Below are 21,704 nucleotides of genomic sequence, written 5' to 3'. Positions count from 1 at the left end.
TACAGGATTAAGTACTTTGGAGGCGAGTAAGAATTTAAAACTTCAAAGTTGACTCAGAAAAGAAAGCGACCTTTGGTCGCTTAGGAAGCTCTAAATTTTCAAATCAACATAATCTACCCCGATTCTGCCCTCATAGTGACTCTGAAAATTTTGGAATCGAGCAGCATAAATAGGACGTAACATCTTGACTGGAATCAACTTTTTGGTTGTATACTCCAACTTTGAACCTGAAACAGAGTGGAAGGAAACTTGCTTACCATCTACCTCAAGCGGCTGATCGTCATGATGCATAACAACAACCTTCTCAATTTTTGGCAAATTAGTATTACTATCTAAAACTCCCAAGGCTATTTTTTGAGTTTCATGTGTAACAAATATAAATTTAGAGTGAGTTGCACACTCCAGCTTTTCTTTGTATTTAGTAAATTTCTCTAACTTCAGTAAAGTATGGTTTCGGTGAGGGGTCATCTTTTTGGATGCTAAATCTGAAACTTGCCCAGGAACTGAATTACAACTTGGTGTAACGCATAAATACCAACTTTGTGGATCGTCTTGATCGACCATAACTAAACCTGTTGTCACAAATTTAGGAAGGGTTTTATAGGTAGACAGCTCCTCATTTAGAGTATGTATAACATCAGAATGATATGCGTCATTGAGCTTGTCGTTACCTCTATTAGTATTTGAGAATGCTATCTCAAACAGTGAAAGTAAATATTCTTTATGTTGTTCCTCATTGCCTTTTTCAAATTCAACGTGAGGTTTGGCATCTTTTGTAACATGATTGGCAGTTTCTTTAATAAAATTGACAAGGTCTCTTTCTTTCAATAAATCATGAGAAAAATCTTGTAGCATATGATCCAGTAAATTTTCTGCAGCAACGTTTATATTATCTTTATGATTGTTTATTAGATGCCACAATAATGCGGCTTCTCTCTTGTGATCAGAAGAATGACCAGCCTCAAAAGAAAATCTTCCATCTTCAATCTTATTTTGTAGCTCTGAAGCCACAACCCTGTATAAACTGGGGCCCCAATGACATAGAGCTTTTTCAACCTGACTCCAGATTTGCTCAGCTTTTGGGATACCCAGCTGATTGTTTTCAGATTCATTTTTCTGCAATAGTGTTATAAATACGTTACCAGAGATAAGCCACTGACACTCTTTGTTATCAAAATCTCCTTGAATGGAGCTAGTAGGATTAAAATCCGTTTTAAGTTTATTGTGTTTAGAAACTACAGTTTCTAGATAACATTTTAGTATCTCTAATTCTGGAAACTTACCTTTGTTTTTTAGGAGCCTACTTATCTCGCCTTTGATTTTATTTTCATTTCCACTAACCAAAAAGTCTGCCTTGGCACTATCACTAGGATTCCAATTTTCAGGACTATTATCATCAACAAAATCATTCCATTTATCATCCCAACCTTCGGTAATAGAATAATCATCAGGATCACCGTTGTATGACCCCCTTAAACAGGATGCAATTTCAAGCCATGTTTGGTCCAGATTATTATTAGTGTATACAACAACTATATTCATGTGTGAATTTGTACTTAGCTTATAAATCAAGTCAAGAGCTTGTGTTGGATCTTTATCTTCCAACTGGTAATCTAGTACTATTAAGTCGCTTTTTCTTATTTTATCAGCAGAGATATCTTTTGTCGTTTTTTCAACATCACAGACGATAGACAGATCATTGAAATACTCTTTTACCTCTCTTGCTACTCCAGACTGTTTAAGTGAAAACTTTAATTCATTGAGCTTTTCTCTGTATTGATCAACTTCTATATCGCCACTTCTCAAACCAATGAGACATTGATCAATTTTATTATTATTTTCATTGTTTATATCAATTATTTCTTCATATGGAATATAATCATCATCAATTAAAATAACTGATTTAATCGCGTCATTTCTAAATGCACTTACTACTTTTCCGTTATAATTTGGCATTATGATAAATACTCCAACCCATTGAAATTGATCACAAAATTAGCACCATTACTGATAGCTTTTTCATGTTCTTTTGTCGCATACCAAATTTTATGATGAGCAACTGATAAATTTTCTTTACAGAGATATAAACCTACACCATGCCCCGAGCTTCTACGGGAGTAGAATAGTTCAAATAATCTTGAGATATCCTCTTCATCAACCTCTGGACCGCTGTTCGCGATCACAACATGATTTTCTTTGACATCGATTATAATTTCTCTATTTTCCGACAAAGTTACCCAATACAATGCGTTATTCAGAATGTTGACGAAAACAGGATAGATTCTAGAAGGTAGATCTAATATCGATATATTTCTGAAGTTATCAGTGATATTTAGATTTACTCTCTGCCTATCGAATCTATCTTTGAAAAATAACCCTATGTGCTTTTCTATCATAGCACCTGTAATATCTTGCCTAGCTTGGTAACCGGAAAGTTTTAAAGGTGACAAAAAGCGAATTTGATGAGTCAAAGCTTTATGAGCTTCGAAAGCAGTCTTATAACCTGGGTGCTGTTGTATTTCAGACGGTAAAGATTTAAGCCCTCTCGTAACCAGCATATCCTGTTGTTCAAGTTCGTGAGCTAATACTTCCACACTAATACCGAGCTGAGCTAATGCCTGCAGTTTATTTGCTTTATCCTCAAAATAAGCTCTTTCTTCTTCTGCTAGTGAAAAAGCTGAGTCTAAATTAATACCATTAGATAGTCTCTCTAAAGCTCTTAAAACAGATTCATACTTTATTGTAAAGTTGTCTGCTAAATTAGAATATATCGCGTCAAGAGCATTCAAGCTTGATTCTGCGTCAGTATCTTCATTTACTAAGTCTAGAACCGATATACCCTCAACATAGAACCTTGACCTATCCTCAGTAGCGGTCTTTTTCCATGATGAAAGCAGTGAGTCTATTTTCCGCTCAATCAAGTTTTCGTACGCGACTACTTGTGAATTTAAAGAGGCTTGATTACTGTTAAACTTTTTCTTAGCCATTTCTGATGGAGAATAACTAGCAATACTGCTTTCTACTTTATTCACATTAACTTTTATGACTCTAATATACTCGGTCAGCTCGTTGAAAAGGTCACGATAGTTTCGATAATCCTCTTCTACATCTCCATCTATTTTTGATGGTTTAGAAGGCAATTTAAGGCTGGTTCTAGATAACTCTAAACTTGAAAGGTCTTCATTAATTGAGTCAAGATCTACCTTTGAAATATCATTACTTTCTAGCCTGTTTTGTAGAACACTAGCAATTTTTACATTTTCAGAAATGTTATTTTTGTTATTTCGTATAAATTTCTTAAACTCACGAGAATTAGTTCTGCTTGCTTTTTTATATGATTCTTTTTGTTGCTCTCTTTCTTTATCAAGAATTGAGTCAAGGTGATTCCTACGTAAATCAGAATTCCTTCCAAAATACTTATCTGCTAGTTGAATGAGTAAATCAACTAAAATTAACTTAAACTCACGTGCAGCTTGGTTTTTAACAAACCCCTCTCGCCCCGCTTTGTCTTTTAGATTTCGGTTTTCAACCTGATTTAAAGAGATGCTCCCAAATGTCTTCCTATTCGCCCAGAAATATCTACCTGCATTTTTACCACGCCTTTCCTCTATTTCTAAAAAATCATTATCTGAGCGTCCATATGGCAGAACGCGTAATCCATCACGTAGAATTAATATGCCGCTGTATTTTTTAGCTTTCTGTTCTATGCCTGAGTGAATAGAGGGTTCAAGTGAGCTCTTACTTGCCAAAACTTCAAAAGTTCCGAGCTTTAGATTGAATTTACCTACTCTACTCTTACCAGCAGTCAAACGAACATTTGAGTTAAGAACGATATCTTTATGCTCTTCACCAAATGCTGTTACGCTGCCTCTAAACCAACCTTTTTCATCAACTTCCCCTACAACCTTATGTTCCAGCATCATAAAATCTTGAATATTAAAGTTGTCTAGTTGGTTTAAAATAGGTTTCGAAAAGCCGTTGTCATCAAATAAACTAATTTCATAATTAAACTTTACGTTATCATGTTCAAAGGGGTCTACAAATGCGCGTAAAGTATCAATTAAGTCACGTTTAATTTCTTTTAGTTCTGGGTCATCCAGTGATAAGTCATGATTACCAGTTAAAAGAGCAAGCTCACGCTCTAAATCTAGTAGGTATAACGCGGTACCGTGCTCAGCGCCATCTGGACCTTTAACTTTATCTAGTAGTACTTTCCAGCTATTTATATGCTTTTCATTGAATTCAAAAGAATCACAAAATCTTGCGATTTTGTCTTCTGTAGACAGGAAAGGAACAGATTGATTTGCATTATTCGAATTGTAAAAATCTAGTTCATCTTCCGAAAACTGGCTCCATGCTTTTCTAATTCTCTTTTGTTCAATACCGTCTTCTTTAACATCTAAAGCCAAGTTTTCTTTCAAATCTTCTAATAGAAAGTCAAAGAGCTCAACAAGTTCTGAAAGTTCTGATACGGAGACCATAGGTACACGAATATCACTAAGAGATAGATAAGTGTTTTCGAACATTCGCCAGTCTATCAATGCTACGGAATAATCCGAGTCCATTTTCTTAGTCACTAGTAATGTTACGGGAGCTAAAAATGAAGAGGAGAGTCTACCGATTCCTTTTTCGCCCTGTGTAAATCTCTCGGGCAGCCCAAATCGATCTTCAAGTGGTAAAGTTTTCTTTTTAGACTTGGACTCAGTTCCAATAACCATCCAGCTATCAATCAGCTGATCGAACGTCATACCACAGCCGTTGTCGATGATAGCCCCGCATTTGATTTGTCCATCAAATAGATGCAGCGCTACATCACGAGCATAAGCATCATAAGAATTTTTCCACAGCTCACTTATTGCTGTTGGGGCATCAGCAATTTGTCCCTTACCGAGGTGGTCAATTGTTCTAGCTCGTGCTTTAAACGCAAAAGAGTTTGATTTCAATTTTGTGACCTATTTTCAATAGCATAAAAAAAGTGCCTAGCATTGTAGGCACTTTTTTCAGTTCAATCTACTGCATATATCACTAATCAGTATTTTCCCAAGTAATGGAGGGACCGCATTTCCTATCTGCCGAGCCTTCTCAGTCGAGCTACCATGAAAATCAAACCAATCAGGGAAGGATTGTAACCTAGCGGCATGACGAAGGGTCATACCATGGTTTAACCAAGGATGAACAAAACGCCCCTTAGATGGATTGTTGCACCCTGTAGTAATTGTATTACTTGGCTGGTGAATAAAAATTCGACCATAAACATCTTTATGACCTTTGTATCCATTAGAGTGGCACTTTAATCTGTGTTTCTCACCTGCGTCTTCACGGCTGCCATTTAAAGGCGTATCACTCAACTTCACCACCATTTTATCGGAAGGCTTCATATGGATATCGCATATGTCATTCGCTTTGAAAGGCTGGCCACAACTCAAAGAAGATAGCAATTCAAACGTTTGTTCATGAGAAAGCTTCGATTTTTCTTTGAAGTAGTGCTCCCAATACTTCTCATAAAGTTCAGTAGGAACCTTCTCAAATACGCTAGCGGCTGTTTCCCAATGTGGTGTCTTACCAGAGGCAGGCGAAAAGTGAGTAACGTCAGGCGGAAATTGAAAACTCTTCTCAAAACAGCCTTTTCTTACGCCTAATATAAACGCGCGCTTTCGGTTCTGAGGAACACCGTAGTCCTTCGCATTAAGTACATCACAAAACTTGATAATGTAACCGTGCTTCTTCGCAAGCTTTAGGAACCGTTTCAAATAGTCCTTATGCCGCTTCCAAAACAAACCTACTACATTTTCCACTAGAAACGCCTTAGGTTGAAATTCTTCTACATACTTAAAGTATCTTAACAAAAGAAGGTTTCGAGGATCGTGAACACCAGCATCATTAATACGATGAGTTGAGAAACCTTGGCATGGAGGACCTCCAAGAATCAAGTCAAGCTCACCCTTTTCTAACTGAAGTGACGCTCTAAGTTCTAATGGTTGAACGTTATTTATGTCCCCAACTTCCGGACCTGCTCTTAAATCAATATCTAACTTTAGTGTATCGATGAAGTTTTTTTTGTACGTATTGGCAGCTGCTTTATCAAACTCGATAGCTGCAAGCACATCCACTCCTGAATCTATAGCAGAAAGTGTAAAACCACCGGCGCCGGCAAACAAATCTATCGCTTTAACTGTCATTCAAATCACTCAAAAAAACTCAACCGAAACATTCTACCGACTTAACAACAAATTACCATTGTTCGGCGTATTAACTGGCTACAAGTCATTCAAAAGTTAACTGCAAGATCATTATAAAATAGTTACGAGGCTTGTTACCGCAATAGTACTGGTAATATCCTCTCCAATAAAAAACCGCTCATTTTAAGAGCGGCCTTTTCACTTTTCACTTTTCACTAAGAAAAATCGTAAACTTATTCTTTGCCGTATACGTTATTTTCTTGCTCTTGAACTCGGATAAACGTGGTGCGCTTGGTCAGTTCTTTAAGCTTTGCTGCGCCTACATACGTGCAGGTTGAGCGTACGCCGCCTAGAATATCTTGAATGGTGTTTTCAACCGGGCCACGGAACGGCAGTAAAACGGTTTTACCTTCTGCTGCGCGATACTTAGCGACGCCGCCGGAGTGCTTATCCATCGCAGATTGGGAAGACATGCCATAAAACTTCATGTACATTTTGCCGTCTTTTTCAAGTAACTCACCACCTGATTCTTCATGACCTGCTAGCATGCCACCAAGCATTACAAAGTCGGCTCCACCACCAAATGCTTTGGATACATCACCCGCACAAGAACAACCGCCATCACCAATAATTGTGCCGCCCAGACCGTGTGCAGCATCGCCACACTCAATAATGGCCGAGAGCTGCGGGTAACCTACCCCCGTTTTTACGCGTGTCGTACATACTGAGCCAGGGCCAATACCTACTTTCACTATGTCCGCACCGGCGAGAATCAGTTCTTCCGTCATATCACCGGTGACAACATTACCAGCAGAAATCACTTTATCTGGAAATGCGGCGCGCACTTTAGAAACGTATTCACACAAGTGCTCGGAGTAACCATTAGCTATGTCGATACAAATAAAAATCAGCTCGTCGCTTAGGGCTAGAATATCTTGGGTTTTCTGGAAGTCGGCATCAGATGTACCAGTACTCACCATGACATTGTTCAACACGCTTTTATCAGCGGTTTTAACAAATTCCGCCCAATCATTTGTGGTGTAGTGCTTGTGAATTGCGGTCATGACACCATTTTCGGCAAGGGCTCTCGCCATTTCAAAACTGCCGACAGAATCCATATTCGCCGCAATGACAGGAACACCCGACCATTGACGACCACTGTGCTTGAATGTAAACTCGCGGGTTAAATTTACTTGGGAACGGCTTTTCAAAGTAGAACGTTTCGGGCGAAACAGGACATCTTTAAAACCTAACTTGAGTTCTTGTTCGATACGCATGGTATGCAATTTCCTTTAACTGTGTATTGCATGCCCGTAGAAAGTTGGCTGGCAGGCCGGCTTTCAAGCGCGAATCTCTTTGGCAGAAGAGTTTCACGTTTTTCGGACACAAAAAAACCGGAGCGTTGGCAGACGCTCCGGTTTTCAGCATTATAGGCACTTAAAGATTCCTGACAAGACTAATAATTGTAATTTTTTTGTGTTACCTTACCGAAGAAATCATACCCAAAACCCTACCTTTTTGCGTTTTATCCTATTCATTTCTCTAGTTTTTACCTCTTCGACAACACTACAATCTCTTTAATAACAACCAGTTAACGCTCATTAAATTTGGGGTTTATTTTTCTTTCAATCAACTGTATCAATAGCACTTATACTAATAACTAACTCTATTATTGAGGAGTACAGTCATGCTAAAGATCGCATTTTTCAGCTCTAAGTCTTACGACGAGCGAAGTTTTAATCACGAAAACGAGCATTATTCGTATGCTTTTGAGTTTCATGACTTCCGTTTAACTGAACAAACTGCTCGCCTAGCCTCCGGCTGCGAGGTGGTTTGCGCATTCGTGAATGACGATTTTTCTCAACCAGTCCTACAACAGCTTGCTGATATCGGAGTGAAGATTGTTGCTATGAGATGTGCTGGATTTGATCGTGTGGATCTCAATGCAGCTCAAGAATTAAACATTAAGATTGTACGCGTTCCAGCGTATTCACCGGAATCTATTGCCGAGCACGCTGTAGGTTTAATGCTTTGCCTTAACCGAAAATATCATAAAGCATACCAACGCACGCGTGATGCTAACTTCAACCTTGAAGGCTTGGTCGGCTTTAACTTTCACGGTAAAACCGCAGGTATTGTGGGCTCGGGTAAAATTGGTTTGGCGACCATGCGAATATTAAAAGGGTTAGGAATGGAAATTTTATGTTTCGACCCATACCAAAACCCTAAAGCTATCGATTTAGGGGTTAAGTACTGCGCACTAGAGGACGTCTATAAACATGCGGATGTCGTTAGCCTGCACTGCCCTTCTACACCAGAAAACAAGAACATGTTGAACGCCGACGCATTTGCTCAAATGAAAGACGGTGTCATGATTGTTAATACTAGTCGTGGAGACTTGCTCGATTCTGCTGCCGCTATTGAGGCACTTAAGTCAGGTAAGATAGGGGCACTTGGGTTAGATGTTTACGACAATGAAAAGGAATTGTTCTTCCAAGATAAATCGAGCGATGTGATTGTAGATGATGTGTTCAGAAGATTGTCTGCTTGCCACAACGTCATCTTTACTGGGCATCAAGCGTTTTTAACAGAAGACGCCCTAAGTAGTATCGCTTCGGTAACACTACAAAACATTACGGACGTAATAAAAAATGGCAGCAGCATAAATGAAGTTGCTTCATAAGTGACTTAGTAGCCAATAGGTCTTTGCACCTAGGGACGTTACATCTAAGTACTTAGCACAGAAACGTAGCCCTATGGCTTTGCCGCATAAAAGAAAGCCCGATAGTCATACTCTATCGGGCTGTATTTTTTAAAAGCTACACTTCGTACTTATATCGTTATCGAGTATTTTCTGTTTCGCCCGCTATCACTGCTTCTGCTGTGGCGTCTTGAATCGACAAAAACATCGATTTAACCTGCCCAGTTGGTGTTCGCATCGGGTTAAGAGTGACGTTTTGATACATGAACTCCGCCTGCTGCGTGATTGGGCGAACATTACGGCAACGGAACAAATACGGGCGTTGACGCCAAGTGATAAAGCTACGGCAACCCATATTGAATACTGGCTTGGCTTTAAGAACAAACCATTCTCTTGGGATTTCAGGGAACACCTCAAACAAAGACTTACCAATAGCTTCGTGCGCTTGTTTTCCACTGTGGTGGGTCATAAAGCCATTCCAAACCTGAATATTGTATTCACTATCCAGTACCACTAATCCCATTTCTGCGTTTTGTACTATATCCACCATCCAGTGGAACTGTTCGAATTCTGCAGGTAGATTCAGCATTACAGATCATCCTCCATTAAGTAAGCTAATTTGTTATCCAACAAAGGAAGAGATTCATCTACAAACATAAACAACAAGTCACAATTAATATTCGTGCCGTCTATGTTGTAGCTTACTTCGAAGGTCATGGTTTTGGTGAACGATCCAGACGTGGACTGAATAATCGAATCGATTGGGATGTGCTGACCCAATAAAACAGGAGAACTCTGGAAGAAGCGCACTTCGGACTGCTCGCCTAATCCGTTTAAGAACGAACCCACCAGAATGTTGGATACGTCCATTAACAACTCAAGTTCTTCATGCTCATTATCCGCTGGCAATTGCATGAGTTTGTTGATGTCGGTAACTGAAGAATCGCTTAGAAGTACAAGTGCCTCCCCTGCGATCCCTTCACCACTGAACCCTTGGCAAACCCCCGAAACTTGGTCATTGTCAGCCAAATCGCGTAGTGCCATGTGCAACTCACTGACTTCAAAAATATTTACATTAGGTAATGGTAAGTGCACAAACACATCGAAATGCCGAGCAAGCGCATCGGCCGCTCGACCAATGGCCACGTTGGCCACTTCCATATATATGTCGCGTCTTTTTAGAACAGGGAGCTCGACCGCTGTGGGCATGTAAGTTTGCGGTTGCGTAGCTGGCTCAATGAGGGTTTTAAGTACGTCTTTTAAATCGTCTTTGTTAATCGGTTTTTGCAAAAACGCTTTTGCCCCTAAGGACATCACTTTTTCTTTTGCTTTAGGCTGGATATCCCCCGATACCACCACCACTTTAATGTCTATTCCACGTTTCCCAATCTCTTCTAGCGTACCGTATCCATCCAGTTCAGGCATGGTCAGGTCGAGAAACATCAGTTTGAATTCACGCGTTTGAAGTTGTTCTAATGCATCGAGTCCATGAACAGCAAAAGTTATATCTGCCCCAAGCGAAGCAGGAAGTGAACGTGCCATCTGTTTACGGGCTAATGCGGAGTCGTCACAGATAAGAATAGGAAATGACATTGATTCACCATAGGTCGCGTATGAAATACATACTTAAAATAATTGCTTATACCCAAACCATAGTACTTTTTTCACTAAATTTTTACTTGGGCATCTTTAAACAGAATGGTGAACTTTAACACATCTAAAGAGAAAATCAGCGCAAGATTCCCACCACTTCTATATACAATATAGGATATAAATAAGCTAAGGAACGGCATATTGTGTAACCGATTAATTATTAATCATATTTTACCAATATCGCGGTTTTATCACGCTTAGTCTTAGGGTTACGATATCAGTTCATTTTGTTGCAAATGCAAAAAGGCCTTCCGTTTAGGAAGGCCTTTCATTAATTCTTTTCTTTGGCAACGTTACGAGCGTTACCAATATTGCAATCTAAGCTTTTGCAGCAGCGAGTTTCTTAGGAACCTCTGTAACGCTTTGGCGATAGCTGAACCACAAATAGGTAATAACAATAGAGAAGTAAAGATAGGTTAATGAAAACACCAAAGGAGAAGTCATTAAGCCTTCGTTCACACCAATCATTACACCAGAAACAGTAATGGTGAGCTTAGAAAGCATGCCACAAAGAAGAAGTACCACAGCCAATGCTGGGAAACGAGTACTACGGAAACAGAACCAGTAGCAGCTACCGACAGCCAACGCTGAAACAGCAAGCCCTAGCATGAAAGAATGAAAGTGATCCGCAGAAGCAACACCCGCAGATACAGAAGCCAGTAATATTAAAATCAGTTTCATATATTCACCATTACCTAAATTAAGGGAATGCGTCCTTTCATTATCGAAATCTTAGTTTTCAGCGTCATTTTGCGCATTTATCGCTCAATTTCAAGTAAAAAAATGTTACATAACGTGGATTTTTTCTCCACATAAACACGTATTTACAAACGGTTAACACCAGAAACATTTACTTACACTCGCAAAGCCTGATTTTTCTATTGAAATGCAGTTTAATAAAAATATATTCACACAAAATTAACATTCTAAATTCTCATCACTAAAGCAATGGAAATTCTGTTTTCGAGAGCTCGATCATCACATGCCCCCCTTAGTTGTGAGTTACCATTTAATTTTCGCAACCATTAGAGTCTTACTTTGTTCGATAGTACTTATGGCGTTGTCATTCAGCGCAACTTCAAAGCGCTCTACGTCGATTTAGCTTTTGCCAATATCTACGGTTTTAGCACGGTAGATGAAATCTATAAGTTAAGCAGCTTGCTTGATCTCATCGCTCCGAGTGATCACGAAGAAGCCATCGACACCTATCGAAAGATTTTGACTGATCAACAACGACCAAGAATGCACTCCTCTATTAATATCGATAGGAATGGCAGGGAGTTTTCAGTATTGGCAATCGATCATGTTATCGAGTGGGAAGGAAAACCTGCTTTGCAGGTGACCGTTATTGACATGTCCGCTCAAGAAGAAGCGTTGATACAGCTTCGCGAAAATGAAAGACGCTACCGTGAATTAGTAGAAGGCTCACTACAAGGCATACTTGTTCACCGCGATTTTAATCCGCTATTGGTCAATCAAACATACGTGAAAATGCTGGGCTATTCTGACGTTAAATTTTTTATGCAGACGGCTTCTGTTCTCGATCATATACCGACCAATTACCAAGAAGTTGCGCTGTCTCGATATCAAATGTTGCTCGATGGAGAAAAGACAAGCCAAAACGTCACCGTAAGAAACAAACGACTAGATGGCTCCACTGCTTATTTTAAGCTCTGCGAACGCTTAATTGATTGGGATAGTCAGCCAGCCGTACAAGTTTCTGTTCTGGATGTTACCGAGCAGCTCTTTTTGGAAGAAAAACTCACCTATCAGGCGAATCACGACTCCCTCACAGGGCTTCATAATCGACGCTTCATGACAACGACTTTGGAAAATCGCCACTCCCTAGACCAATCGATGAGCTGTATTTTGATTGACCTGGACGACTTTAAATCGGTTAACGATAAATATGGGCATTCCGGTGGAGATAAAACGCTCAAGGCGTTTGCTGCCGTATTAAACGAAGTGTTAGGCGACCAAGCTTTTAGCGCACGATGGGGAGGTGAAGAATTCATTGTATGCATGAGTGACTATAAATACGAGCAAGCACTTTGCTACGCTCAGGCAATACGATCTAAGGTTAACAAATGGGGCTTTAAAGAGGCCACAACAGCTTCATTTGGCGTCGCTTGTTCTAGTGACGAAGACTCCAATTACAACACGATGATCCAACGAGCAGACCGCGCATTGTATGAAGCGAAAAGATTGGGTAAAAATTGCATCGTCACCACAGACAACGACTTTTATAGCTAATTCAACCTTTCATTAACATCATTCCAACACTGTCAATACCTACTCCTAACTAATGAAACTTTGATCCCGATATTATTCCGAATTTATGTTGAAAAAGGGATTCCAATCACATCGGGATTGTTTATAATCCGCGCGCACCTCTTGTGTCTTTTTTTGATAAAGACAAAAAATATTTTAGAACCTAACAAACCCTCACGGGTGGATTGAGATAAGAAATGAAAAAAATCGATAGAGCGATGCGAATTCTACTGGCTGGATTCTGTATCAACCTTTGCCTAGGTATTCTGTACGCCTGGAGTGTTTTTAACAAAGCATTAGTAAGTGACTTTGGTTGGAGCGCTTCCGACGCATCGCAGCCTTACGCAATCGCCACGATTACTTTTTCTATCTGTCTTCTTTTTGCTGGCGTACTTCAGGACCGTATGGGTCCGCGAAACATTCTTATTTTGGGCACAACGCTTACTGGTCTTGGCATGATAGGTTCAAGCTTTGCGGATTCCGTTCTTATGTTGAATATTACTTTCGGCGTAATCACCGGTGCTGGTATTGGTTTTGGCTACGCTTGCCTTTCTCCTTCCGCAATGAAGTGGTTCCATTCTTCTAAGAAAGGTTTAGTCAATGGCTTGATTGCTGCTGGGTTTGGTTTGGCAGCGGTTTACCTAGCCCCAGTGACATCAGCACTTATTTCTTCTTACGGGATTAACTCAAGCTTTATGATCTTGGGTATCGGTGTATTGATCATTGCTGTTCCACTGGCTTGCACCATCAATAACCCACCAGCAGGTTACACACCAGAAGCACCAAAAGTGAAAGCAGGTAAAGCCCCTGTCGTCACCAAAACGCCAACCGACATCACTTGGCGCAACATGCTAAAAACGCCTCAGTTCTACTCCTTATGGATCATGTACGCGTTCGCAGCATCAGCTGGTTTGATGATCATCGGTAACATCACAAACATTGCCAGCGTTCAAGCAAACCTACCTAACGCGGTTTACCTAGCGTCTGTACTTGCCGTGTTTAACTCAGGCGGTCGTGTTGCAGCCGGTATACTTTCAGACAAAATCGGTGGCGTGCGTACGCTTCTTTTAGCGTTCGTTCTTCAGGGCGTTAACATGGTTCTGTTTGCAACTTTCACCTCTGAATTCACATTGATCATCGGAACAGCTATCGCTGCGGTTGGCTACGGTACGTTGCTTGCTGTATTCCCATCTATTACTGCGGAATACTATGGCCTTAAGAACTATGGTACTAACTATGGTGTACTTTATACGTCTTGGGGTATCGGCGGTGCAATTGGTGCTGCGGTTGTTGGCTATTCAATGGCGAATGGCACTGGATTTGGGTTGGCTTACACCATCTCAGCAGTCATGATGGGCGTTTGTGTTGTGCTCGCACTGGTCACCAAGCCAATCACTGAAGAGAAAGCAGAGTTACTTAAAGCTTCTGCTTAAATCTTATTGAATATCTTCTTTAAAAGAGCTTACCCTCAGGGGTAGGCTCTTTTTGTTTATATGTATTTTAATGCACCCTACTCCCGAACTCGCACCAGACTATTACCACAAAAACTTTCAGCTTCTACTCGACCACGCGCTTGGTATCTATGGCGACCTTTTATTGGAAGAGGAATTACTATGGATCGATCGATTCCAATCGCTGAGTGTTTCGTCTCTATGTTTGCTCATAAGAATGCTATCGCGTAAAGGTGAGTGGTTTCGAAGCGATAAGCTCGTTTACGAAGAAATAGAAGATATTCAAACGAGCTTAATTGAACTCGAACAGCAAAGACTTATTCTGTTACCCGCTTCCCTTAGCGCAAAAACGCTTGCGCATGAACTACTCACAAAACCAGAAATCGTCACTCTTTTCCCTTCAACCGGTAAATCGCTTCCGAAAGCAACCATCATAGCCACATTACCAGAAGAAGAAATAAACACAGGGCAACTTCAATTTTCCTGCATTCAACTGCTTCACGCCAATTTGATGCCGATTTTCACATCGCTGTTTTTCACCAATACTCACCAAGATTTCACTCAATTTGTGTTGTCCGATCTTGGTCTTAATCAATTCGAAAGCTACAAACTTAGCCGTGAGCTTCGCTACTTTAACCAGCGCGAAGAACTGGATTTACTGCTCCAAATCGGTGAACTCAGCAATCAATATTATGAACAGCGAAAACCAACGTTAGAACAAGTAAGTCATTGGCTGAGCGATCTCCCACCAGCCTGCGCCCACAATGACATCAACAAGAAGAGATCTCACTTAGTTAATAAACTGGCACGCGATTTAGAGCGCTTCGAACAATACGATTCTGCGGTAGATTGGTTTAGCGAAAACACCCTCCCCCCTAGCCGGGAGAGACGAGCCCGCATATGGGAGAAGCAAGATAAAAACGAACAAGCATTACAACTTGTGAGAGAGATGATTGAATCTCCCTATGATGTCGACGAAAAGGAAGTAGCTCAACGAATTGAACGAAAGTTACTTAGGAAATTGGGGCATAAAGCCAAGCCACAAAAGAAACCGAATATTGAGGAAACATTCATCGAGTTGGATTTGTCTCAAAATAGGGTTGAGATCGCCTCTCAGCAGCATTTTAGCCATGAGGGCTGGGATGTATTTTATCTCGAAAACGGCTTTTTAAATGGGTTGTTTGGCTTAGCGTTTTGGGATTGTATTTTTGCGTCTGTGCAAGGTGCGTTCAACCATGCTTATCAATATCGACCATTAGATCTTTATCGTCCCGAGTTTTCACAAATTAGAGAAATTGAATTAGACCAAGCTTTTAAAGAATTTTTGAACTGTGGCTACGAAACCCTAGAAAAACGTTATATAGAAAAGCAAGGAAAAGCTAACCCCTACGTGATTTGGGAATTGTTTACACCAGAACATATCCAACTTGCTGAGCACGCATTGCCTAAAGAAAAATTAGCCGACTTATTTAAAGTGATGCTGTCTGACATGCGGAACTTCCGTGCAGGACAACCCGACTTAGTCGCGTTTAAAGGTGATCAATTTAAGTTTATTGAAGTAAAGGGACCTGGGGATAAACTGCAGCAAAACCAAATCCGCTGGTTACATGCATTTCAGAAGATAGGAATAAACGCAGAAGTTTGCTACGTCAATTTTCCCAGAAAAAATTCAAAATAATTGGCATTTTTTACAAGTTTATAAGTCGCTGGTTATTGGTTAAATTTTACACACCGCCATCTGTAAGTTATTGGTTTGTACCTTTCTCAATTTTGGTCTAAGGCGAGATCTGATGATCTAACTTGAATTCGTTGTCTATAATCCGATGGAGAGTCACCCTTTTGTTCGGGTTATTCGCTCTGAGAATCATTCCAAAGTGGGGGGATTTAACATGGGTATTCAAGACAAAATTGAAGACTTGGAACAACAGATTTTCATCGCGTGTTCTGAAGGAAATTTCGACCAAATGTACTTGCTAGAAAATGAACTGGAACAGCTAAGAGGTCGAATTGCTTTTGGAATGGAGGAAGATCCTTATGCGTTAAGCGGCTCGTTCTTAACCGACGACTAGGGTAAATTGCCCCATACGCATTATCCAAACGATTCAAACGAATGGCGATAATAGCCATTTATCAAAAACCCCGGTCAACAAGCTCCGGGGTTTTTAATGCGTATCGTATTTGTTGCCCTTACTCCTTTTCAAAGCCTTATAGGTCTAGTGCTTTCAATGCCGCCAAAGACTTTGATAGTGTCGACTCAAGGTCACCGCGCGAGGCTTCAAAACGCTCAATCGGTTGATCGGATATTTCAATTTGTTCGAGTCCTTTTCGCAGTGCTACAAGCCCCATGCTGGAAGCGGAACCTTTTAACTTGTGAGCGATAGACGCTACTTTCTCTTGTTCGCGTTCTTGTACTGCATTTAGGATATTCGCCCACTCTGCGGAAGATGAATGCTCAAATACAGTAATGAACTCCTGCACTTTTTGCTTTCCCAGTACTTTGACATCTTGCTTCAATACTTTTTCATCAATCAACTCTGGGATATCTCCGCATGGCTCATCTATAACGCTATTTTGATTGCTAACGGCTAAACCTTCATCTTGTTTGTTAAGGCTCTCCTCAGCATCAATAGAAGGGCTCACATTAGACTCTTGCAGACTGCCGGAAGGTTCTTCGCCGTCGAGCATTTTGGCTAACGTAATGGCGAGCAATTCTCTTTCTATTGGTTTGGGGATAAATGCATCAAAACCGGCCGCTAGGTATTCTGTCACTTCTTCATCAAACACATGCGCAGAAACCGCTATAATTGGCGTCAGTTCACCACCGATACTCACAGACTTTTCCCTTTCAATATTTCTAAGCCGGCCTAGTAAATCGACACCATTACAATCTGGTAAATTGATATCCAACATAACAATATCAAATGCTTCAAGCTGTATTCTTTGCTCTGCTTCCAAGCCAGTCATCACGGTAACAACGATGTGCCCTAGGTGTTGCAAAAACCCTTCTGCAACCACACAGTTAACTGGATTATCTTCAACCAAAAGCACCTTTGCTTGTCTGGTATTCAAAGAAATAGATACCTCTTTCACTTCGCATTCTTCACTGCCAACTTCAAGGGGCAGGCGAAACCAAAAACGGCTACCTTCGTCCAGTTCAGAATGCAGGCCAATTTCCCCGCCCATGGCTTCTACCAGCTTCTTACTAATGGCTAAGCCTAACCCTGTCCCACCTACCTGATTTTCCCCTCCAGACGCTTGGGTGAACGCATCGAATAAAGTATCTAGCGATGATTGTTCAATCCCGATACCGGTATCGGAGATTTCAAAATAGATCTGTTCCGGATATTGTTTGTCTCGACCAACGTAAATATCGATTTCACCTTCTTGGGTAAACTTAACAGCATTCCCCACTAAATTGGTCAAAACTTGGCATATCCTTATCGAATCGCCGATAAAGTAACGTCCAATGTCCGTTTGTACTTCTTGGTAGACTTGCAACCCTTTTTCCATTGCTCGACTCGATAACATTTGAGTGACGTCACCAACCAAACTGACCAAGTCAAAGTTTCTTGGCACCACTTTTAAATGCCCTGCTTCAATTTTTGAGTAATCCAACACATCATTAATGATGTTTAACAAACTCGTACCACTTCGATCAATGATATCTGTATATTGATGCTGTTCATCGGTAAGTGGTGTTTCTTTAAGAAGATTGGCCGTGCCAAGTACACCGTTCAAAGGGGTTCTTATTTCATGGCTGATAGTGGCAAGAAACGCCGATTTCGCGCGATTCGCTCGCTCAGCTTCATTTCTCGCTTTGGCATGATTGAGTACTTCAAGGTTGAGTTTTTGGTTGGTGTTCTTTAATTCTATAGTGCGATGGTCGACGATTTCTTCAAGATGCTCTTTATGTCGTTCCAATTCCTGTTTGGCTTGCGCTTCTCCCTCTGCAACAACTTTGAGCGTTTGGGCTGTATCACGAGCAACCAGTATTGCCCTTCCCATATCTGCCAACTCATCCTGCCCGTGTACTTTCATGTCTATATCGAGGCGTCCTTCAGCAACAGAAAATAAAGCGGAAGAGTACTGGTTCAAGCGCACAACCACAGATTGATACACCACTTTCCAAATAATGATGCCCACGATCGAAAGCCCCAAAATGGAAAGCAAAATCAAAGTCCACTGAGCCATAGTGAGCGTTTGAGATACATTAGCAATGGCAATCGAAGAACTCTTATTAGAAGAGTCCACCAATTGGTTAACAATATTGTTTAACTGGGCAAATAACTCATGAGTCTTAGCGTTCAAACCGTTCGCTAACTCTTCATTTTGGTGTCTTTGCATGAGCAGTTCAAAGATCTGATTACTGGCTTGTAATTCATCAATTAGAGCGCTCATTTTCACGGAGCGAGTTGGATCTTCTACCGATCGAACTCGACGTTCCATAATAGTAAGGTTTGAATCAAACTGGGTTTTCAGCTCTTGGATACGTGGAAATACGGTGACACTTTTTACTTCTTCAATCTGGGTGAGTAAGCGATAAGCCAACAAATGAAGCTCGTGAAGCCTTTCCGTCAGATCCATATCCACTTCAACTAAGGTATCCAACGCTTTATAAGCCAATTCGGAGTCGTTGTTTTCCAATAGGTCGTAAACATGAGCAACGTTGGCAACAGCCACAGTGCTTGAATTCAATACCTGTGTACGAGCTAGACCTTCAAGTTCATCGGCTTTCAAGCGCATTAATTCCACTGAATGACCAATCTCTCGGGTAAGCTTTAGGCGTTTTTCAACGGAAAGCCCCAGTTCCGCGAGGTTATCTATAATGCTTTGAACGTTAAACTCTAAGCGGTCAAGCAAGGTATTATCGAAAGAATCTGAGCCAAGTAACTTGATATGAGAGAGGAGCTGATTAAGCTCAGAGAACAACATTTGACCATATCGCTTCACTTCCTCTGAATTCTCTGAATTAGAGAGCAGCTGTGCGGAATAAACGATACGCGAGCTTAATTCCGACACCTGACGCGCTTCTAGCATCGCTGGGATCGCATCATTGGTTACCTGCCGCTCCGTTTTGGCGACAAGCGAAAATCCGGCAATTCCGATGACAGATGCCATAACCATCAGCGATGCGATCGCGATGAAGGAGTATAGGAGCTTACTGCCTATACTCGAGGGGGATAACAACATAGTTGCCTCAAGCGAAAAAATAGAATTCAACGGTAAACATTGTGTTTATATTCAAGCTACCGCAAGATGCGGTATTCAGTTATATTTTGCCGTGATTATCCAGTAGATACTAACCATCATGCTTAAAACACTCACACATTTTTCAACGTCAGTGCCTATACGCGCTATACACTACTCTATCTTGGTCTCTGGAAGTTTGATCTTATCTGCTTTTCCTGTTTTGGCTATGGAAAAAATCGTGACTGCGGAAAAAGCTGTGTCTGTAGAGAAAACTTTGTCTGTGGAAAATATTGCGGCTCCGGAAAAAATCTGCGCAATTTACCCTCACCTAAAAGATTCGTACTGGCTTTCCGTTAACTATGGCATGGTTGAAGAAGCGAAGAAACAGCAAGTCGAATTGAAGGTACTGGAGTCTGGTGGCTACCCAAATATCGTGCGCCAAACACAGCAAATTCAAGAGTGTCGCTCTTGGGGTGCTCAAGCCATCATATTGGGCACTGTCTCACCAAGTGCATACCAAAACAATCTCAACATTCTGGCTCAAGGTATTCCTGTATTTCAAACCGTAAACCAACTCAAAACGAATGCTGAAACAAAAAACATAGTACACGGATACGTTGGCGTTGATTGGTACAACATGGGTTACGAGACAGGTCAATACTTAAAAGATTTGCACCCAAAAGGCAGTGGGAAAGTTCGTATAGCTTGGCTGCCAGGCCCTAAGCAAAGAGGTGGAACAAAGCCCGTAGCGCAAGGTTTCCTTGATGCCATTAAAGAAAGCGATGTTGAGGTTGCCGTATCGATGTGGGAAGACAATGACAAAGAGTTACAACGTAACCTAGTGCAACACGTTCTAGAAGAAAATGATGTTGAATACATCGTTGGCAGTGCTGTTGCGGTTGAAGCAGCAATCAGTGAAGTACGCATTGCCAAACGTAAAGATGTTAAGTTGGTTGCGACCTATCTGAGCCACGGAATTTATCGCGGTTTAAGGCGAGGTAGAGTCGAATTTGCCCCTACTGATAAGATGGTTCTACAAGGAAAAGCATCCATCACGCAAGCAACGCGCTTCCTTCGAGATCTGCCCTACGATTCAGTATACACCCCTAAAATCGTGCCGCTTACTGCAGGGGACGTGCCTAAAAAAATTGTTGTAGATTCGCTGTCACCTGCTGAATATCGTCCTGTCTATATGTGGTCACCAACTCCTGATACCAATTAGAGGTATGCTCGCGCTAGTTTGCAGAATTGCTTCCCGTTTGTTGTGTTTTGTCATAAAAGGTTGGCACAATAGTGAAGCGAATCATTCAAGGAGTTAAGAATGCAAAAAACAATAAGAAAAATGCCCGCTCATAAAAATATTGCTCTGGTCGCGCATGATAATCACAAACCAGAATTGCTGCGCTGGGTAACAGAGAACAAAGAAAAGCTTCAAGGGCACTTTCTTTATGCCACGGGAACAACAGGCAACATGCTCAGTAAAGAGACAGGCTTGGCCATAAAGAGCTTAATAAGCGGACCAATGGGCGGGGATCAACAACTGGGCGCGTTAATATCAGAAGGGAAAATTGACCTAATGGTGTTCTTTTGGGATCCACTCAATGCAGTCCCACATGATCCAGATGTTAAAGCCCTACTACGCATTGCTAGCGTATGGAATATTCCTGTCGCAACAAACCGAGCGACAGCCAACTTTTTATTTGCTTCCACTTTACTCAATGAAGAAGTGGATATAGAAATCCCAGACTACGATGCGTATCTAGCAAAACGAATCTAACCCAGTCTAGATAACAGAACGCATAAGCTATGGATAACAGCACAAATTAGTCGCATCTAGCTGCGGGTTAGCCAGTAAACATGATAAAAACGCCGAATGATCGTCATTCGGCGTTTTTCCTTTATATACCCAAGTGACCTCAAGGTGCAGGATTCAGAGCCTCATATTCTGCTTCAATTTAAGGAAAAGAACGCAGTGGAATGACGAGTCCTTTTCAAGTTCTTTGACGATGAAGTGAGGCAGAATATGGGCTCCCTAGGGCGAGTTTAACTGGCTTTCATACGGCGTTATCGATTCTTGATTTAGAACCACTAGGTCATCAAATCGGTGTCTTGTCTGAAAGCCAGTTAACTCTCGCTGAACCTAGCATCTTGAGGTTACTTGATGAGATGGTCTCCTCCCATTCTACATCGGCGTCACAATGCGCCATGATAGAGATGAAATAACTATCCAGATAAACAGGAGAAGACCATGAATCAGTG

At 41.1% G+C, this 21,704-nt stretch carries 15 protein-coding genes; 7 read left to right on the top strand and 8 right to left on the bottom strand.

All coding sequences use genetic code 11. The annotated features are described in order from the left end of the window. Positions 1-90: 90 nt before the first annotated feature. The 4 genes from CW749_RS14380 to CW749_RS14365 form a co-directional block, all read right to left on the bottom strand. Complete coding sequence (locus CW749_RS14380) at positions 91-1,956, bottom strand: response regulator receiver domain (protein ID WP_101112960.1); 1,866 nt, start codon at positions 1,954-1,956, stop codon at positions 91-93. Continuing rightward, entirely contained in the window at positions 1,956-4,943 is a 2,988-nt protein-coding gene (locus tag CW749_RS14375) for an ATP-binding protein (RefSeq protein WP_101112959.1), read from the bottom strand. Before CW749_RS14375 ends, CW749_RS14380 begins: the two co-directional genes overlap by 1 nt. Before the next feature lie 57 nt (positions 4,944-5,000). Beyond that, on the bottom strand, positions 5,001-6,179 hold the full coding sequence (locus CW749_RS14370) for a DNA cytosine methyltransferase (protein ID WP_101112958.1): 1,179 nt from the start codon (positions 6,177-6,179) through the stop codon (positions 5,001-5,003). 233 nt (positions 6,180-6,412) lie between these two features. After that, positions 6,413-7,456, bottom strand: a complete 1,044-nt coding sequence (locus CW749_RS14365) for a GMP reductase (RefSeq protein ID WP_101112957.1) — start codon at positions 7,454-7,456, stop codon at positions 6,413-6,415. Positions 7,457-7,866: 410 nt separating this feature from the next. Between CW749_RS14365 and CW749_RS14360 the strand changes: the two genes are divergently transcribed. Further along, a complete protein-coding gene (locus CW749_RS14360) occupies positions 7,867-8,862 on the top strand; it encodes a 2-hydroxyacid dehydrogenase (protein ID WP_101112956.1) in 996 nt (331 codons plus the stop codon). 157 nt (positions 8,863-9,019) lie between these two features. Here CW749_RS14360 and CW749_RS14355 read toward each other — a convergent pair whose 3' ends face one another. The 3 genes from CW749_RS14355 to CW749_RS14345 all read right to left on the bottom strand — a co-directional run bounded on the left by CW749_RS14355 (position 9,020) and on the right by CW749_RS14345 (position 11,214). Beyond that, complete coding sequence (locus tag CW749_RS14355; RefSeq protein WP_101112955.1) at positions 9,020-9,469, bottom strand: PAS domain-containing protein; 450 nt, start codon at positions 9,467-9,469, stop codon at positions 9,020-9,022. Beyond that, on the bottom strand, positions 9,469-10,473 hold the full coding sequence (locus tag CW749_RS14350) for a response regulator (RefSeq protein ID WP_101112954.1): 1,005 nt from the start codon (positions 10,471-10,473) through the stop codon (positions 9,469-9,471). Before CW749_RS14350 ends, CW749_RS14355 begins: the two co-directional genes overlap by 1 nt. Before the next feature lie 378 nt (positions 10,474-10,851). Beyond that, positions 10,852-11,214 (bottom strand): NADH:ubiquinone oxidoreductase, encoded by a 363-nt coding sequence (locus tag CW749_RS14345; RefSeq protein ID WP_101112953.1) that lies wholly within the window; start codon positions 11,212-11,214, stop codon positions 10,852-10,854. Positions 11,215-11,571: 357 nt separating this feature from the next. On the opposite strand from CW749_RS14345, the gene CW749_RS14340 reads away from it, so the two are divergent. From CW749_RS14340 to CW749_RS14325, 4 genes are all read left to right on the top strand, one after another. After that, positions 11,572-12,786 carry a sensor domain-containing diguanylate cyclase gene (locus CW749_RS14340; protein WP_101112952.1) on the top strand — a complete coding sequence of 405 codons (1,215 nt, stop codon included), beginning with the start codon at positions 11,572-11,574 and terminating at the stop codon, positions 12,784-12,786. A gap of 215 nt (positions 12,787-13,001) precedes the next feature. Further along, the gene (locus CW749_RS14335; protein ID WP_101112951.1) at positions 13,002-14,237 is read left to right on the top strand and encodes an OFA family MFS transporter; all 1,236 of its coding nucleotides are present in this window, start codon (positions 13,002-13,004) and stop codon (positions 14,235-14,237) included. A gap of 70 nt (positions 14,238-14,307) precedes the next feature. Then, positions 14,308-15,933: a VRR-NUC domain-containing protein gene (locus tag CW749_RS14330; RefSeq protein ID WP_101112950.1), complete on the top strand. Its 1,626-nt coding sequence runs from the start codon at positions 14,308-14,310 to the stop codon at positions 15,931-15,933. A gap of 211 nt (positions 15,934-16,144) precedes the next feature. Next, entirely contained in the window at positions 16,145-16,324 is a 180-nt protein-coding gene (locus CW749_RS14325; RefSeq protein WP_101112949.1) for a hypothetical protein, read from the top strand. Between the two features lie 136 nt (positions 16,325-16,460). Here CW749_RS14325 and torS read toward each other — a convergent pair whose 3' ends face one another. Then, a complete protein-coding gene (gene torS / locus CW749_RS14320) occupies positions 16,461-19,445 on the bottom strand; it encodes a TMAO reductase system sensor histidine kinase/response regulator TorS (RefSeq protein ID WP_101112948.1) in 2,985 nt (994 codons plus the stop codon). A gap of 118 nt (positions 19,446-19,563) precedes the next feature. On the opposite strand from torS, the gene torT reads away from it, so the two are divergent. Together torT and CW749_RS14310 are read left to right on the top strand one after the other, a co-directional pair. Continuing rightward, positions 19,564-20,667, top strand: a complete 1,104-nt coding sequence (torT, locus tag CW749_RS14315) for a TMAO reductase system periplasmic protein TorT (RefSeq protein ID WP_180958408.1) — start codon at positions 19,564-19,566, stop codon at positions 20,665-20,667. Positions 20,668-20,766: 99 nt separating this feature from the next. Then, positions 20,767-21,222: a methylglyoxal synthase gene (locus CW749_RS14310; RefSeq protein WP_101112946.1), complete on the top strand. Its 456-nt coding sequence runs from the start codon at positions 20,767-20,769 to the stop codon at positions 21,220-21,222. Positions 21,223-21,704: the final 482 nt, after the last annotated feature.

Origin of the sequence: Vibrio sp. vnigr-6D03, assembly GCF_002835515.1 — a bacterium.
GTDB lineage: Bacteria > Pseudomonadota > Gammaproteobacteria > Enterobacterales > Vibrionaceae > Vibrio > Vibrio penaeicida.
The sequence above is the reverse complement of the archived record's forward strand: the minus strand, read 5'-3'. Positions and strand labels throughout refer to the sequence as shown.

What these genes read in the sequence shown, in the direction of transcription:
- CW749_RS14380 (WP_101112960.1), bottom strand. Translation starts at nt 1,956, where the DNA reads ATGCCAAATTATAACGGAAAAGTAGTAAGTGCATTTAGAAATGACGCG.
- CW749_RS14370 (WP_101112958.1), bottom strand. Translation starts at nt 6,179, where the DNA reads ATGACAGTTAAAGCGATAGATTTGTTTGCCGGCGCCGGTGGTTTTACA.
- CW749_RS14365 (WP_101112957.1), bottom strand. Translation starts at nt 7,456, where the DNA reads ATGCGTATCGAACAAGAACTCAAGTTAGGTTTTAAAGATGTCCTGTTT.
- CW749_RS14360 (WP_101112956.1), top strand. Translation starts at nt 7,867, where the DNA reads ATGCTAAAGATCGCATTTTTCAGCTCTAAGTCTTACGACGAGCGAAGT.
- CW749_RS14355 (WP_101112955.1), bottom strand. Translation starts at nt 9,469, where the DNA reads ATGCTGAATCTACCTGCAGAATTCGAACAGTTCCACTGGATGGTGGAT.
- CW749_RS14350 (WP_101112954.1), bottom strand. Translation starts at nt 10,473, where the DNA reads ATGTCATTTCCTATTCTTATCTGTGACGACTCCGCATTAGCCCGTAAA.
- CW749_RS14345 (WP_101112953.1), bottom strand. Translation starts at nt 11,214, where the DNA reads ATGAAACTGATTTTAATATTACTGGCTTCTGTATCTGCGGGTGTTGCT.
- CW749_RS14335 (WP_101112951.1), top strand. Translation starts at nt 13,002, where the DNA reads ATGAAAAAAATCGATAGAGCGATGCGAATTCTACTGGCTGGATTCTGT.
- CW749_RS14330 (WP_101112950.1), top strand. Translation starts at nt 14,308, where the DNA reads ATGCACCCTACTCCCGAACTCGCACCAGACTATTACCACAAAAACTTT.
- CW749_RS14325 (WP_101112949.1), top strand. Translation starts at nt 16,145, where the DNA reads ATGGGTATTCAAGACAAAATTGAAGACTTGGAACAACAGATTTTCATC.
- torS (WP_101112948.1), bottom strand. Translation starts at nt 19,445, where the DNA reads ATGTTGTTATCCCCCTCGAGTATAGGCAGTAAGCTCCTATACTCCTTC.
- torT (WP_180958408.1), top strand. Translation starts at nt 19,564, where the DNA reads ATGCTTAAAACACTCACACATTTTTCAACGTCAGTGCCTATACGCGCT.
- CW749_RS14310 (WP_101112946.1), top strand. Translation starts at nt 20,767, where the DNA reads ATGCAAAAAACAATAAGAAAAATGCCCGCTCATAAAAATATTGCTCTG.